17 protein-coding genes are annotated in these 15,827 nt (G+C 44.7%); 4 read left to right on the forward strand and 13 right to left on the reverse strand.

Translation table 11 applies throughout. The features are described 5' to 3' along the window. Nucleotides 1-2: 2 nt before the first annotated feature. From kdsA to Q8O20_RS01885, 4 genes are read right to left on the reverse strand one after another with little or no spacing between them, the layout of a single operon-like run. Nucleotides 3-803: a 3-deoxy-8-phosphooctulonate synthase gene (gene kdsA, locus Q8O20_RS01870; protein WP_305529757.1), complete on the reverse strand. Its 801-nt coding sequence runs from the start codon at nt 801-803 to the stop codon at nt 3-5. Between the two features lie 45 nt (nt 804-848). Further along, nucleotides 849-2,078, reverse strand: a complete 1,230-nt coding sequence (locus tag Q8O20_RS01875) for an NAD(P)/FAD-dependent oxidoreductase (protein WP_305529758.1) — start codon at nt 2,076-2,078, stop codon at nt 849-851. A gap of 32 nt (nt 2,079-2,110) precedes the next feature. After that, nucleotides 2,111-3,256, reverse strand: a complete 1,146-nt coding sequence (locus tag Q8O20_RS01880; RefSeq protein WP_305529759.1) for an aminoacetone oxidase family FAD-binding enzyme — start codon at nt 3,254-3,256, stop codon at nt 2,111-2,113. After that, entirely contained in the window at nt 3,257-3,826 is a 570-nt protein-coding gene (locus tag Q8O20_RS01885) for a hypothetical protein (RefSeq protein WP_305529760.1), read from the reverse strand. A 62-nt stretch (nt 3,827-3,888) separates the two neighbouring features. On the opposite strand from Q8O20_RS01885, the gene rimO reads away from it, so the two are divergent. Then, entirely contained in the window at nt 3,889-5,205 is a 1,317-nt protein-coding gene (rimO, locus tag Q8O20_RS01890) for a 30S ribosomal protein S12 methylthiotransferase RimO (RefSeq protein ID WP_305529761.1), read from the forward strand. Beyond that, the gene (gene tilS / locus Q8O20_RS01895) at nt 5,198-6,214 is read left to right on the forward strand and encodes a tRNA lysidine(34) synthetase TilS (RefSeq protein WP_305529762.1); all 1,017 of its coding nucleotides are present in this window, start codon (nt 5,198-5,200) and stop codon (nt 6,212-6,214) included. The genes rimO and tilS overlap by 8 nt, the downstream gene beginning before the upstream one ends. Here tilS and lon read toward each other — a convergent pair. Beyond that, a complete protein-coding gene (gene lon, locus Q8O20_RS01900; RefSeq protein WP_305529763.1) occupies nt 6,168-8,591 on the reverse strand; it encodes an endopeptidase La in 2,424 nt (807 codons plus the stop codon). The two genes, tilS and lon, sit on opposite strands and share 47 nt — an antisense overlap. A gap of 17 nt (nt 8,592-8,608) precedes the next feature. Further along, nucleotides 8,609-9,325, reverse strand: a complete 717-nt coding sequence (locus Q8O20_RS01905) for an outer membrane protein assembly factor BamD (RefSeq protein ID WP_305529764.1) — start codon at nt 9,323-9,325, stop codon at nt 8,609-8,611. Between the two features lie 130 nt (nt 9,326-9,455). On the opposite strand from Q8O20_RS01905, the gene fliW reads away from it, so the two are divergent. Both fliW and Q8O20_RS01915 read left to right on the forward strand, forming a co-directional pair. Further along, nucleotides 9,456-9,845, forward strand: a complete 390-nt coding sequence (gene fliW, locus Q8O20_RS01910; RefSeq protein WP_304737998.1) for a flagellar assembly protein FliW — start codon at nt 9,456-9,458, stop codon at nt 9,843-9,845. Next, nucleotides 9,838-10,599, forward strand: coding sequence for a pyrroline-5-carboxylate reductase (locus Q8O20_RS01915; protein ID WP_305529765.1), 762 nt, complete (start codon nt 9,838-9,840; stop codon nt 10,597-10,599). Before fliW ends, Q8O20_RS01915 begins: the two co-directional genes overlap by 8 nt. 10 nt (nt 10,600-10,609) lie before the next feature. On the opposite strand, the gene Q8O20_RS01920 is transcribed toward Q8O20_RS01915, so the two are convergent. From Q8O20_RS01920 to Q8O20_RS01950, 7 genes are read right to left on the reverse strand one after another with little or no spacing between them, the layout of a single operon-like run. Then, entirely contained in the window at nt 10,610-11,248 is a 639-nt protein-coding gene (locus Q8O20_RS01920) for a hypothetical protein (protein WP_304738005.1), read from the reverse strand. Then, entirely contained in the window at nt 11,245-11,772 is a 528-nt protein-coding gene (locus Q8O20_RS01925; protein WP_305529766.1) for a hypothetical protein, read from the reverse strand. The genes Q8O20_RS01920 and Q8O20_RS01925 overlap by 4 nt, the downstream gene beginning before the upstream one ends. Continuing rightward, the gene (locus Q8O20_RS01930; protein WP_304738010.1) at nt 11,769-12,806 is read right to left on the reverse strand and encodes a hypothetical protein; all 1,038 of its coding nucleotides are present in this window, start codon (nt 12,804-12,806) and stop codon (nt 11,769-11,771) included. Before Q8O20_RS01930 ends, Q8O20_RS01925 begins: the two co-directional genes overlap by 4 nt. Continuing rightward, complete coding sequence (locus Q8O20_RS01935) at nt 12,803-13,645, reverse strand: tyrosine-type recombinase/integrase (RefSeq protein WP_305529767.1); 843 nt, start codon at nt 13,643-13,645, stop codon at nt 12,803-12,805. The genes Q8O20_RS01930 and Q8O20_RS01935 overlap by 4 nt, the downstream gene beginning before the upstream one ends. Before the next feature lie 11 nt (nt 13,646-13,656). After that, nucleotides 13,657-14,280 carry a lysophospholipid acyltransferase family protein gene (locus Q8O20_RS01940; protein WP_305529768.1) on the reverse strand — a complete coding sequence of 208 codons (624 nt, stop codon included), beginning with the start codon at nt 14,278-14,280 and terminating at the stop codon, nt 13,657-13,659. After that, on the reverse strand, nt 14,273-15,571 hold the full coding sequence (gene miaB / locus Q8O20_RS01945; RefSeq protein ID WP_305529769.1) for a tRNA (N6-isopentenyl adenosine(37)-C2)-methylthiotransferase MiaB: 1,299 nt from the start codon (nt 15,569-15,571) through the stop codon (nt 14,273-14,275). The genes Q8O20_RS01940 and miaB overlap by 8 nt, the downstream gene beginning before the upstream one ends. Beyond that, the gene (locus Q8O20_RS01950) at nt 15,571-15,813 is read right to left on the reverse strand and encodes an HP0268 family nuclease (RefSeq protein WP_015652698.1); all 243 of its coding nucleotides are present in this window, start codon (nt 15,811-15,813) and stop codon (nt 15,571-15,573) included. Before Q8O20_RS01950 ends, miaB begins: the two co-directional genes overlap by 1 nt. Between the last annotated feature and the right edge of the window lie 14 nt (nt 15,814-15,827).

Raw genomic sequence — 15,827 nt, forward strand, 5'->3', positions numbered from 1 at the left:
TTTCAATTTCCTTTAAGTGAGTCAATTTTCAACAGCGTTTCGCTTAACGCTTCTAATTGTTCTAATTTTAGCATATTTGGTCCGTCACTCAAAGCGCAAATAGGATCAAAGTGTGTTTCGAAGAAAAATCCGTCCACTCCGACGGCTGCCGCGGCGCGTGCGAGGTGAGGGACCATCGAGCTGTCTCCACCTGTTTTACCTGTACCATTACCCGGCATCTGTACCGAGTGGGTCGCATCGAAAATAACGGGAGCGTATTCGCGCATAATGACGAGGGAGCGCATATCAACGACGAGGTTGCCGTATCCAAAGGATGAACCCCGCTCACACAACAAAACGCCGTGTTTTTGGGAAGCTTCGTAGCTAACCTCATCACACCCGCGCGTTTTAAGTACTTTCGCCACCGAAAAACGCATATCGGCAGGGGTCATAAACTGCCCTTTTTTGATGTTAACGATCTTGTCGGTTTTAGCCGCTGCTACGAGCAAATCGGTTTGACGGCATAAAAAAGCGGGGATTTGAAGCATATCGACCACTTCCGCTGCGATGGGAACTTGATAGCTCTCATGGACATCGGTGACGATTTTATAGCCGAAATCGTCTTTGACCTTTTGCAAGATCCGAAGTCCCTCTTCGATTCCCGGTCCGCGATAACTATCGAGTGACGTACGGTTAGCTTTATCAAAACTCGATTTGAAATAAAAATCAAAGCGCGGGTCATTTTGGTAACGCTCTAAGCTTTTGGCGATTTTAAAAATCGACTCTTCACTTTCGATGACACACGGTCCGGCTAAAAGGATCATAGGATATTCCTCGATGTTAATTGGTGTAATTGTACTGAGAAAAAATTAAAATCCCGTGTGACATTGGGGTTTAGTTTTAGAGAGATACTCCATCCCTTTTGTACATTGACGATGAAGGAGATATCGGTATCCTCGCATAATTATTCTTTTCACCCAATACCCCAAAAGACCGCTGATTCGAATCACTCCAAAGAGAGAAATGGCGGCGTAATTTCCCCCTAGTGCCACCATCATCCCCTCCATCCGTATTTTGGCACGTCTCATCTCACGATTCTCAATCGATGCAAGAATATTTTCTGCCGCAAAGATGCCGCTTTGCTCGGCACTCTGGGCTGTAGGGGGAAGTAATTCTCCATCAAATTCTCGAAGCTCGGCAATATCGCCTGCCGCAAATACCTTATCATACATCCCGACACGTAAATACTCATCGACAATAAGCTGCGACTTTTTATTTTTAGAAACATTGATTGTCGATGTCAATGTTGAAGCAACTATCCCTCCCGTAAAAATCATAAAATCAAAACAAAGACTCTTATCATTGTTCAGCATTACAGTATGTTCTTCAACCGAGGTGATACGAGAGTGATTGATGATTTTTACCCCGAGCTGCGTGAGCCTCTGTGTCGCTTTTTTAATCAGATACGGCTCCATCCCCTCCAAAACGCTCTGGTGCGGAATAATTAAAAAAATATGGATATTATCGCAAGTAAGGGTGTTATCTTTATGAAATACACGGATATAGTTTGCCATCTCGGCGGCAATCTCGACACCGCTCAATCCGCCACCGCCGATAACGACGTTAAAAGGTTCACTGCACCATCCCCCCTCGCTCTCCATACGTGCATAAAGGCGTTGTTCAAACTGATGTTTAAAAGAGAGAGCACTGGGGAGAGTTTTAACCCCATGGGAGTGTTCACGTAGCCCCGGAGTAGCACTATTATACGCCGTTCGGCTACCGCTACAGAGGAGAAGATAATCATAGGGATGGCACGAGTTTTGCCCGCTGGCACATTTGTTCTCAAAATCGATCTCACGCACAGTATCTTTGATAAACGTCACATGTTCACCGTAACTCAGACATAAAGCGACCAAATCGATCGTGACACGGGTCATCGAGCACTCATTGGCAATCAGTTCATACGCTTCGGTTTGGAGATAATGGTACGGGTGCTGATCGATCAGAACTATATCACATAGATTTGAGGAGGCAAGAGTTTGGAGTGCTTTTACCCCCGCATACCCGCCGCCGACAATAATGACACGTTGACGTTTCATCTCATACCTTAGGACTATAGTATTTGATACGATTATAGCATAATGGTTTTTGAACACATCACCGCTGAGCTAAACGCCCACTGGAAGTTATATCCCCCAAGTTCCCCCGTCACGTCCACCGTTTCACCGATAAAATAAAGATTGGGAACGGTATACGCCTCCATTGTAAGAGGATTGAGTTCTTCGCATGCGACTCCGCCGCGACACGCTTCGGCTTTGGCTAAACCAAATGTCCCTGAGGGTGCCATGGCATAGTGACGGATACTCAAAAGCTTTTCGAATTCCTGCGGATTCAAACGGTTGCACCCTTTGTCTTCCAGCCCTATTGCTTCTAAAAAAGCTTTCATAAACCGTTTAGGCAGGGGGATTGCCGTAGAGATACTCTTTTTCTCTTTTTTAAGGATGTTCACATCAAAATCGGGGAGAAAATCGATCACAATTTCACCTTTATGCCAGTAAAGCGACGCGGAGAGGACAACGAGACCGCTAATCCCTTTGTGGGCAAAGAGCAAATCCTCATCCAACGTTTTCCCCGCGACATGAATTCGGGCAGGGAAACTGATTCCGCTAAGTTCTTTCATCCAAAACTCTTTAGGTTGCAGTGTCAGTCCCACCAATGCAGGGGAAAACGGTACGGTTTTTATCCTGTAGCTTTGAGCGATTTTCAATCCTATATCACTCGCACCAAGCTCTTTATAACTTGCCCCACCTGTTGCCACAACCACTTTTTCGGCGGTAAACTTCCCCTTATCGGTAGTTACCACGAACGGATTTTGCCCCTCTACGGAAAGGATTTTATATCCCAAAAGGAGATCGCATCCGCTTGTTTTTCCCATCAAAATAGTGATAATCTCATCGGAGCTTTTCGGACAGAAATAATAGCGCTCTTTACGGATTACCGGTCGCAATCCGCCTGCTTTGAAATAGTCCAAAAGTGCTTTTTGTCCAAATACCGATAACGCTTGTTTGACAAGGTTTTCATCTCCGAGAAAGTGACTCTCATCGACCTCTACGTTGGTAAGGTTACATTTGCCTCCGCCCGAAGCTTTGAGTTTCAGCGCAGGTCGGGTATTTCCCTCGATAATCGCGACAGAGAGGGAACTGTTTTGGCGTACCTGTGCGGCGCACATAAGCCCGCCCGCCCCTGCTCCAAGGATAAGCACATCGTAGTGTTTCATTTAACGCTTAATCAGTCGAAGTGCCAAGCCCAGAGCCAGCAATGAAATAGCGATAATATGAGCTGTTTCTAACGTGCGGTAACCAAGCAAAAGGTGGATAATAACCAGAACGACTCCAATGTAAAGAATCTTGTACCACGCTTTGACGTGCGGAGCGATGGAGAGTACCAGCAACGCACCCAAACCGACGGTTAAAAAGAGATGGGTAAAAAACAATTTTCCGATATACCCAAGGGCAAATTGGTGTGACGCGATAAAGAAAAGCAGATGCAGTGCTGCGTATCCTACAGCAAAACCCCCGAGCAGTTTTTTAAACTCCACCAGATCAAAACGGATATAGGTACGCAGAGGCTGAACCCAAAAAGCGAGGATAAGGAGCCATAATGCACTTATTCCTGCAATTTTGGAGAAAAAGTAGAGTTTATTTTTCACAATGGGGAGAGAAGAAGAAAAAGCATTTTCGCCCCATACGACCACTTCATCAAACCACACGATCCCCGATCCGTAAAGAAAGAGGATACCCATGAACATCAACGGGATTAAAGCTAAAAGGACGATTATATATCTCATGTTGAAAGTGTATCAAATTCTCTCTTGGATATAATACGTTTATATTTTTCCAAAGGGATAGAATGTCTAAAAAGCTTCATATCGTTTCACTCGGTTGTACCAAAAATCTCGTCGATACCGAGGTGATGCTCGGACGGCTCAAAGATTTTGAAATGACCGATGCAAGTGATGAAGCAGACGTTATCATCGTCAATACCTGCGGGTTCATCGATGCGGCAAAACAAGAGTCACTCAACACTATTTTCAATCTCGACGCAGGGCGCAAACGTGATTCGGTTCTGGTAATGGCGGGGTGTCTTTCTGAGCGATACAAAGAGGAACTTTCCAAAGAACTCAAAGAGGTCGATATTTTCACCGGTGTCGGCGATTACGACAAAATCGATGAACTCCTTGCCGCCAAACAAAGCCGTTTTACCCCTGAGGTCTATCTGATCGACGGTGCCGAGCGGGTCGTAACGGGATCAACCTACCATGCTTATGTCAAACTCTCCGAGGGGTGCAATCAAGTGTGCAGTTTCTGCGCCATCCCCTCGTTCAAAGGGAAACTCCATTCGCGTGATTTAGAGAGTATCGCCCGCGAGGTCGAAGGGTTGGTTGCCAAAGGGTATTATGATTTCAGTTTCGTATCCCAAGACTCTAGTTCGTATCTGCGGGATCAAAATACGCAAGACGGCCTTATTCACCTCATTAAACGGATCGAATTGATCGATGGGGTAAAAAGCGCTCGGATTTTGTATCTCTACCCTTCGACCACAACATTGAAACTGATCAAAACAATCGGAGATTCGAAAGTGTTCCATAACTATTTCGATATGCCGATCCAACACATCAACGACGATATGCTCCGTATCATGAAGCGAGGGTTTGGAAAAGCCAAAACCCTCGAACTCCTCAATGCAATGAAAGCACTCCCTAACCCCTTTATCCGTACCAGCTTCATCGTCGGTCATCCGCAAGAGTCTGAGGCTATGTTCGATGAGATGGCGGAATTTGCAGAGAGTTTCGGGTTTGATCGCCTCAACGTTTTCAGCTACTCCGACGAAGAGGGGACGAGTGCGTATACAATGGATGAAAAAATCGCTCCCAAAGTGATCAACGCCCGTGCCAAAAAATTGGGGAAAATCGCTTCTAACGTCGAAGTGGAAAGTCTACAAAAACTCGTTACTCAAGAAATTTCTCTCATCATAGACGGTGAGAGTGACGAACACGAATTCCTCCTAAGCGCACGGGCCCTCAACTGGGCACCCGATGTGGACGGCGAAATTTACGTCAACGACCGCGAAATAGAGGGTGAGCTCAGTTTCGGTAAAATCTACCGTGCCCGTATCACTGAACTTGCACAAACACGCCCTTTGGCGACCGTAACGGGAAATGTCTGAACTCCTCCATCTTGATCTTCTAAAAGAGGAGAGAGTTCTCCTCGCCTTTTCTGGCGGGGTCGATTCAACCGCCCTCTTCCATCTTCTACTTGAACATAATATTACGTTTGACATTGCCCATGTCAACTACCACACCCGCGAGTCCAGCGATGCTGAGGAGCAAAGTGCAATTGCTCTCGCACAAAAATACAATTTGCAATACTATATCCACTCCTGCCGATTGGGAGGAGTCAATTTTGAACACCGCGCCCGCGAAGAGCGGTACAAATTTTTCGGCTATCTGATGAAAAAGCACTCCTACCGCTATCTCCTCACCGCCCATCAGCTCAACGACCGGTTAGAGTGGCTGATGATGCAAATGTGCCGAGGGTCAGGTCTTCCTGAGATGCTTGGGATTCGCTCACACGACCGGCGTGATGATATCGAGATACTGCGCCCTCTTTTGGAATGGGATCGCGACTCTATCGAAGCGTATCTTCATACACATAATATCCCTCACCATATCGATGAAAGCAATGCCGATGAGCGATACACCCGCAACTTTTTCCGCCATCGCTACAGTGCGCCGATGATGCGTGATTATCGAGATGCCATCCGTCGCAGTTTTCGCTATCTTGAAGAGGATAATGAGTCGTTGATTGAACCGATGGATTTCCTATCGGCGGAAGAGCTCTCCTACGCACACAACCCGCACACATTCCGCTCACTCCTGTACGGAATCGATCGCTTTTTCAAATCGCGTGGCATTCTCCTCACGCAGCACGATAAAGAGGCACTTAAAAAAGGGGGAGAACATATCATTGCGCGACGCTTTGCCCTCTCCATAGAGAAAAAGTATACTTTTATCGCCCCTTATGAACATACTGTCGTGATGGATAAAGGATTTCGTGAAAAGTGCAGAGCATTAAAAATAGGGGTTAAGTTGCGGGGCTACCTTTATGGTGCCCCGAGGGCATTCGAAGTTATCCGTCGATTAAAAGACGATTTAACACCTCTTCGATTCGACTGACACCGACGATCTCTATCGCCGCTTTTACCTCATCGGGAATATCGCTCAAATCACGATCGTAGTTTTTCTGTGGAATAAGGGCAAGTTTCATCCCCGCTCGATGCGCCGCAATCAGCTTCTCTTTCAGCCCGCCGATAGGGAGAACATTTCCCGTGAGCGATACTTCACCCGTCATCGCGATATCGGCACGCACTTTTTTATTTGTGAGTATCGAAGCGATGACCGTTGACATCGCGATCCCCGCACTCGGGCCGTCTTTAGGGGTAGCCCCATCAGGAACATGGATGTGCAAGTCAAAGCGTTTATACACTTCGCTTGCATCGAGTGGGATATCACTTTCTCTCTCAGCAGGACTTAGAGGGATAATCGAATGATCGACACTGATTTTTCCCTCATCGATCAGAGTTTTGACGACGGAGAGGGCGATGCGGGCAGACTCTTTCATCACATCCCCCAAACTTCCCGTGAGCTGTAATACCCCTTTTCCGTTGATACGGATCGCTTCAATCTTGAGAACATCTCCACCCACTGCTGTCCACGCCAACCCGTTAACCACACCGATACGATCTATGTGATCGGTTCGATCAATTTCAAATATCGTTTTTTCCAAGAAATCTTTGAGATTTTTCAAACTCACCGTCACTTTTTGGGTAGTCGGTTCTTCGAGAATTTTTTTAGCCGCTTTACGGACGATATCGGCGACACGTCGACGAAGGTTACGAACTCCCGCTTCCCGCGTATGCTTCTCAATCACTTCGGCTAATGCCGTTTTAGAGATAGAGAGCTCCGCCGTTTTAAGACCGTGTTTTTTCAACTCTTGGGGGATCAGATACTGTTTTGCGATCTGAAATTTCTCTTGCGGCGTATAACTGCTGACCGAAATAAACTCCATACGATCGCGCAACGGTCCCGGAATCTGCCCTACATCGTTCGCCGTCGCGATGAAAATCGCTTTGGACAGGTCAAGGTTAAAGTTGAGATAATAGTCTCTGAAATGGGTATTTTGTTCAGGATCGAGAATCTCCAACAATACCGCCGTCGGATCACCCCGATGCGATTTTGCGACCTTGTCAATCTCATCGAGAACGATGACGGGATTCATCTTTTTCGCTTCGATCACCCCCTGCACGATACGTCCTGGCATCGCACCGATATAGGTACGGCGGTGTCCACGCAGTTCGTTTACATCTTCCAACCCACCCAATGCGATCCGCACAAGTGGACGTTTGAGCGCAGTTGCAATAGAGTTGGCTAACGACGTTTTACCCACACCCGGAGGGCCCGCAAAACAAAGGATTGCTCCACGTCCCTCTTTGTCGGCAATACCGCGAAGTTCAAGGAGCTCTTTGACCGAGAAAAACTCCAAAATACGCTCTTTCGGTTTTTTAAGAGAGAAGTGGTCTTTGTTCAGCTGATTCTCGACGTCGTGAATGTTGAGCGCTTTTTTCGCCTCTTCGCCGTAAGGAATCTCAAGCACCCATTCGAGATACGTTTGGATCATCCCCGCATCGGCGCTGTCGGGATGCATTCGTGCGAAACGCTCGAGTTGCTTGTTGATCTCTTTGTAGGCATCGGGATGCATTTTATCTTTTTTAGCATCGAGTTTTTTGCGGAACTCCTCAATCTCTTCATCACGGTGGGTATCGGTTCCCAGCTCTTTTTGAATCTGTTTGAGCTGCTCTTTGAGAAAATACTCTTTATTCACTTTCTCAATGCGGGAGTGGACTTTCGAGCGGATCTCTTTTTGGAGTTTATTCGCTTCAGTCTCTTCGATCAGCTCATCTATAAGCATCAAAAACCGTTTTTCAGGGTCACGCTCGATAAAGAGCTTGTAAGCATTCTCTTTTTTGATCTTGATCGAGCTACAAATCAAATCGACAATACGGTTGTATTCATGGTTTTCTTCAATGGTGCGAAGAAGATCAGGGGGGAAATAGTTGCTTACCTGAGAGAGGGCACGCACTTTTTCACGCAACACTTCTAAAATCGCATCCATTTTCAGCTCATTCACCGCCAACGATGAGATCAAATCGACATGAGCGCGCAACGGGTTATCATGCACCATCTCCGTAATGTGCCCGCGAGCAAGGCCTTGAAACAGTACCTTGATTCGACCATCGGGTAAAACAACTTTACGCATAATAGAACCGATAACGCCGGCATCATAGATCGAATCGCTTTCACGTTCCCCTTCATGCTCAGGTTTTACGGGGCAAACGATTACAAGTGAATTATTCTCTATCGCTTCGGCTGCAGCGGCAATATTTTTTTCATCATTTAAAAAGAGGGGAGAGATCATAAACGGGTATAAAAAAAGCTCATCCTCCGCAATCACCGGTAAATTGGTCGGAAAAGAGCTGTAATTACTAAGTTGCATTGAAAAAAATCCTATGTTTATTTACTTTCGTTATCGTCCATTGAAATAACACTGCGTGTTTGAGGAATCATAAAATCGTACCAGCTGCTGCTACCGTCTCCCTCAAACATCTCTCGATACCATGGAACTTCGGCATGTACAACTTCTTTCGAATCGATCCACGTAACAGGGGCGATAGCGCGATAATAACCGGCCCCTTTAGGCTTGCCCAAACGCTCATACAGTTGTGCGATTTGCTCGTTTAGCACTCCACGGGCAAGCTGTAATTGTGTCTCCATTGAGTGAACCAACGGCAAATAGGTAGAATAAGGGTAATTTCCTTTAAAGGCATCAACCCCGCGAAGGGTATCATCGATCAGACCTTGATCACGTCCCGGATTCGGAAGGGCTAAAAACTTGGCTTTAATCTTTAGAAATTCAGCATATTCACGCCCTGCAGGGGTAGCGTATCGGCGGATATACTCATCCAAAAAATGTTCCGCTAATAAATACTCTTCATGTGCCATATGGGCTTGTGCCATAATCATAGTCGCTTCAGCTAAAAAAGGTGAACTGATATGTTCGCTTTGGAGTGAGCTAAAATAACTGTCCGCTTTTTCCAAATTTCCGTTAGAGACAGCACTCACCATCTTTTCATACCAATATTCCGCGGGTTTATTAAACTCTTCAAGATCTTTCCCGCATCCGCTTAGAAGAATGAGTGCCGTTATTGCGATTAACCATGTTCTAATCATTGAAAAAACCTACACTATTTTGAAATTATGAGCTATTTTACCGTAAAGAGATTAAAGACCCCTGCAAGAGGTTGAAACTTTTTAGTTTGATGTGTTAAAATCAGATCACTAATGATAAAAGAAGGTAGTTATGCAGTTTGATTTAAAACTTCCCCTGCTTGGTTTTGAAGCAGTTTCCAAGATGGAACTCCAAAAAATCGATGAAATTTTTTTGCGTCTAGAAAGTATAGGCGAGGGGCCATCTTTCACACTGATAAACCCTTTTGCCCTTCGCGAGTACTCCTTTGATATTCCCTCTTCTCTTCAAGCATTAATGGGAATTACTCCGGAAAGCAATCTTCTAATTTACAACATTATGATTCTTCAAACACCGATCGAAAAATCAACTATCAATTTTGTTGCCCCTTTGATTTTCAATACCGATAACCAGACGATGGCACAAATCATTGTCGATAACCGTTCTGATTTCGGTATTGCCGAACCGGTTAGAACCTACCTTAAGGGTATGAGTGATGTCTAAGTCCATCACTTTTGTCGGAAACGGAAAAATGGCTCTTGCTCTTGCTAAAGGGCTATGCAAAACCCATACTATCGAAGTGATCGGACGAACACAAGCCTCAATGGATAATTTTGAGACCGCATTAAATATTTCCATCACTAAAACCCTCTATGCCAATGCTTCGATAAAAGATAAAAAAGTTATTCTTTGTGTCAAGCCTGCAAATCTGAATGAAGTCGCACCACTTCTGAAAGGAAAAGCCGACGTTTTATATTCTGTTCTTGCCGGAACCTCTTTGGAAGCGCTCAAGACGATTGAAGCTTTCCATTACTGTCGTGCTATGCCTAATCTTGCCGCCGAAGCTGGTGCCTCTATGACCTCTTTGGTCGGGGATCATTCTATCGCTGACAATGCTATTGCCCTTTTTGAAACTATCGGAAAAACTCTTTGGCTTAATAGTGAAAAAGAGCTTGATATTGCTACGGCGCTTGCCGGAAGCGGTCCGGCTTATCTCGCCCTCGTTGCCGAAGCACTTTGTGACGGTGCGGTACGGGAGGGGTTAAAACGTGATGACGCGATGGTTTTAATGCGCGGGTTATTTGAAGGGTTTGGAAAACTGATCCAAACAACCCATCCCGCCATTTTGAAAGATAATGTGATGAGTCCGGGAGGGACAACCGCCGCCGGATACGGAGCACTGGAAAAAGGAAAAGTGAGAGAAGGGTGCATGGAAGCGATTCATGCCGCCTATGCCCGTGCTAAAGAGATGAAATAGTCTCTAAAGTTTAATGCTGAGATGACGCCTCAGCTTTTAGTGGCTCAAAAGGTGATATTACTTCAGGCGTTTTAGGTACAACTTCTTTAGCTTTTGACTCAGGTTCTTTCTTCATGTGCTCTTTCATCGGCATCTCTTTTTCAGAGGGCTTATTGTGTACTTTCATCGTAAAGCTTGAACGAATTTTATCCCCGTCTCTCTCAAAATGGATCGGGAAATTAACTCCGATAATCCATTCACTTTTATTGATGTTTTCTAAGAAGTTATAAAAACTTTGCGGTGACGTAATTTTGGATGTTGCATTGACTTCATACACTTTAAACGTTCCATTGCTCTCAAATTCACTCACCTCTGTCAAATAAAGGTCGGTAAACTCTTTTTTATAGAGACGTTCAAACCGATCGGGATTAAATGTTTTATCAAAAGCCCCTATTGTACTGCGATGCAGTGACTGAAGATCTTTGAGGCGATTATGCGTATTGTCGTACCGATTTTGAGCCAATTCTAACTGCTGAAACTCTTTTTTACTCTCTAGGCGCAGCGTCCGGTATTCTTTCCCTTTTGGGATTAAAAATAAAAATGAAAAAGCAACCACACCTATTAATAACAAAAGTGAGAGTATCACTACGAACAGTGTCTGACGATTCATTCTTCTACCTCTTCAACAGTCTCATCATCGAGATAATTTGTTGAAACGAATCGGTACCACCCGTTTTCAATCGGATAAAAACTTGTATAGGTACGATGAAAAATGGACCGTAACGGTGCATGAAGCATATACTCATAGGTATCTTTATTGGGGGTAGTACCATATAAAATCAAAGACCTTGATTCCAACTCAGCGCGAGAGAGGGTAATATCTTCGGGAACGAGATCAAAGAGATTACGTATACTCTCTTTCATTACCGTATTATCGGTTGTCACTTGCTCAGCAATTTTTGCCTCGGCCTCTATGGTTTTAATCTGCTCTTCCATCTGACTAATTGAACGGTTTAACCCTTTTTCTTTTTGCGCTACCATTGTACGCTCATGGGCAAAATCATACGTTTTATACCCTAAAAAGATATACGTTCCTACAACCATAGCAATCGTTACTGTGAAAAAGAAAAGGACTAAACGCAGTTCACCGCTGATTAAACGTTTTGTCCGGGGCGTAATAAAACTGTGCTTCACAGCCCCTCCTCTTCCACCATTGAGAGTGCTATCACTTCATCTGCGACATCAATATGCCGAATGAGTACATTTAGAAAGAGTTCTTCTTCGAGGTAACGCTTGAGTTCACTTCCGCTCCCATAAGCATCTGCAATATAAACGGTCTCTACAAAACGATTACGGCAATGTTCTCCCCCATAAAACCGTATCAAAGTGCGCTGAATCAACTCAAATCGACGATAGTCATTATTGAACCGATCCATCTCAGATTTAATGTCATTCCCATGAGAAGAAGTGATCCTTTTTTCCTCATATGTCAGTTCATCTTCACTGAATTCTGCAATCTCTTCGAGAGTATCCAAGTCCTCTATATCGCTCAAATCATCCAGCTCTTCTAGGATATCCAAATCATCAAGAGACTCTATGTCATCAAGACTTATCCCTCTCTCAATCTCTTCCTCTTCTTTAATGCCTACCGCAAATCCGGCGGTATTGCTCTCATCCTCAATGCCCATCCCGCTTTTTTCTGTCATAGTATAGTGATGAGCATATTCAAGTTTCCCCTCTTCAAACAATACAATACTGAATGAGTCTTTTTGCGCCAATGCATAGAGGGCGAATCCCCCTTTGATCTTATCTGCAAAAAAATGTTCCAAAATGGAAAAAGGTGAAAAAATAAAATCAAGCCCTAGGGTACGATACTGATGCTCTAGAGCATCAAGCTCTCTTTGTGAACTGTACAAAAGCCACTTTCCGTTACGACAAAGTGTTTTTGTGCCGATGATCTCTTCCATATCATCAGCAATATGTTGTGAACACCCTACTAATGCCCCTTGTTTAGGTTCAGGGTTTAGCAACGCTACATAATATAAGGGAGATTCATCGATATATTTACGCAAAAAGGAGACCATATCTTCATACGAAGATGTCCCTTCAAATCGTCTATTCTCTTTGTATAGGAGTTTTTTTTGCTTTTGCGCCACAACCCGTACGTCGTGAGATCCTCCGTCTTGTACAATAGCGATGAAAATTTTTCGGTAAAACCGTTCTATCACTTAGAGTCCTCATGAGGATGGCATAATGGATGCGATTGACGATAATGATCCATTTTCAATGCATTTCCCAGCTTAGTATAAATCTGTGTCGTAGACATGCTAGCATGTCCCAATAATTCGCTAACATCGGCAATTCGCGCCCCATTGTTTAACAATTCGGTTGCATAGGTATGACGCAATTGATGTGGGGTCACTTTGAGTCCAACCTTTGCAAATGCCTTAATAATGGTATATCTTAGACTATTTTCGCTTAATTTTTCACCTTTGGCCTCAAAAATATACTCTCGTGAGGGGTTGGTGCGCTGATAAGCAAGTACCATAGCGCTAATGCTCTCTATCATCGGAATATCTCTCTCTTTTGATCCTTTCCCCCGAACACGAGACCATCCTTCGCCCATATCCTGAAGCCGCAAATGGGTGAGTTCTGAAATACGAAGTCCCATTGTATACAGGAGTGTGATTGCCAATGCTGCCTGCGGCTCAGCGTATTGCAATGCATGGGAAATTTGCTCATGCGTAATCGGTTTTGGGAGGGTTTTCGGGATCTTAATACTCTCATCCCCTCGGAGTTCAACGCTCGTCCCGTTGTCACGGAGATATTTTATAAAACTACGTATAGCACTGAGTTTAGCGGCGATAGTTTTGGCTTTTAACGAAGCGATTTTAAGACGAAGCGGCATAAGATTGAGGAGAATATCGCCATGATGGATCTCGATTTCGGCATGCCTGATCATCTCATCGATTGCATCGTTATAACTGCGTATCGTCAGAGGGGAGTAGCCTCGGATAGAATCAAGATACTTTAAAAATGCTTCTTTAGCATTATAGAGTTCAGACATCCTACGCCACCCTAGAGGGTATGTTCCATAAGCTTGGATTTGATAAGGGCTTTAGCCGCTTCCATCTCCAAACCATCCAAATCAATCGGTTCGGATGCATAGAAATGAAGGGTTCCAAACGGTTTGGGAACGGTAAAACGATCCCAACTGGGTAATTGCCAAAATTTTGAAGGAACACAGCTGTAGACAATAACTTTGGTATGCCGTTTTTGCGCCATAATCACGACTCCGTCACTCATCTCATGACGAGGACCCTTCGGACCATCGGGAGTTATTCCGATATCATACCCCTCATTAAGGGATTTAAGCCCCTGAATGAGAACTTTTGCCCCGCCGCGTGTGGTGGAGCCATGAATCGTTCCGAGCTTAAAGTATCGCATTATACTCGCGATAATTTGACCGTCAAAATGGTCAGATATTAGAACATTCGCTTTAGGATTTTTGCGGAATTGGTAGTAGAGATACGGTTGCATTAGCAAATCTCCATGCCAAAACGCAAAAATAACGGGTTCTGCAGGGATGGTTTGAGGAAGATGAAACCGCTTTGCATTCGTGAGATAAATCAGACGAATCAGAAGTGTTCCGATAGGGGGGATAAACCACAACGCTAACGTGCGAAGAAGTTCTTTACGCAATGATCTCTCCATACTGGACGTTACGAGAAACCTCCGTTATTTTTACTTTAGCGATTTTACCCAGCCACTCTTCAGACCCTTTTACTTTTACGGAAAGGTTATTATCACTGCGGCCTGCAACATGTCCACCCTCGCGCAGCTCTTCGAAATATACCTCAACAACCTTACCTAAGTTGACCGATTTCATCTCATCGAGTATCTGATCATGTCGTGCTTGAAGTCTGTTAAGTCGTTCCGAACCTATTTCAGAATCAACCTCTTCGAGTTTTTCAGCCTCAGTCAATGGACGCGGAGAGTATTTAAAGCTAAACAGCTGCTCGAAACGAACTTGATTGAGAACATCCATCGTATCTTCAAAATCCGCATCGCTCTCACCGGGAAAGGCAACAATGATATCGGTACTAATACTGACATCCGGCGCCAACTCCCGCAATTTTCGTGCACGATTTAAAAACCACTCTTTGCTATAACCGCGCTTCATCGCTTTTAAAATCGGATCAGAGCCGCTTTGCAGCGGCATATGCATCGATTTACAGATTTTGGGGTTAGCGGCAAACTCTTCAATAAACTCATCATCCATGTGCAGCGGATGGGGAGAGGTAAATCGGATACGTGCCAACCCCTCCACCGCACTCACACGACGAAGCAGCTCGGTAAAGTTGATCTTTTCATTCCCCCCCGACAAACGCCGACCGTAGTTGTTGACATTTTGACCGAGTAAAAAAACCTCTTTAGCTCCGTTCTCGACCGCTTTACGCGCTTCGGCAACAATCAGATCGGGAGGAATCGATATCTCATCCCCACGGGTTTTCGGGACAATACAAAAGGTACACTGCTTATCACATCCAATAGAGATATTGATATAGGCTTTATACGGACTGCTGCGAAAATCTTTAAAAGCAAACTGTGATTCATCGTAATCGATCTCAATTTCGACCGCTTTATCGCGATGAAGTACAGAGGCGATTTTAGAAACATTACGGGCACCGAGAACAAAATTAACATACGGAGCGCGCTTGATGATCTCTTTCCCCAAATGGGACGCCGTACATCCACACACACCGATTTTGGCATCTGCTTTTTTGAGCTTGTTAAAGACACCGAGTTCGGAAAAGAGTTTATGTACCGGTTTTTCACGAACCGAGCAGGTGTTAATGAGGATTAGATCGGCAGAGCTCGCATCATCGGTAAGCTCATACCCCTCATGGGCATTTAGCTCTGCGATCATGTGCTCGGAATCACGCACGTTCATGGCACATCCGAGCGTCTCAATAAAGAGTTTTTTAGACATTAGAGGATATGTACCTCGTACATATATTCATTCGCTGAAAGTCCGAATTTTACTTCACGCATGTAAAAACTTTTCCCTTCTCCTTCAAAATGATCTTGAAGTGCAAGAAGATCTTTGTGTGAATTCTCACGATCAAAATAGAGGATAGAAGAGTTACTTTTTTCTACCATTTCGGTGATTTTTTTGAGGTCGATTTTACGCGGTTTTGTGTCGTGTTCGCTACGGGCGAGTTTGAGTTCCATTGCTTTTCCCTTTT

It is taken from the genome of Sulfuricurvum sp. (genome assembly GCF_030691015.1).
Classification (GTDB): Bacteria; Campylobacterota; Campylobacteria; order Campylobacterales; family Sulfurimonadaceae; genus Sulfuricurvum.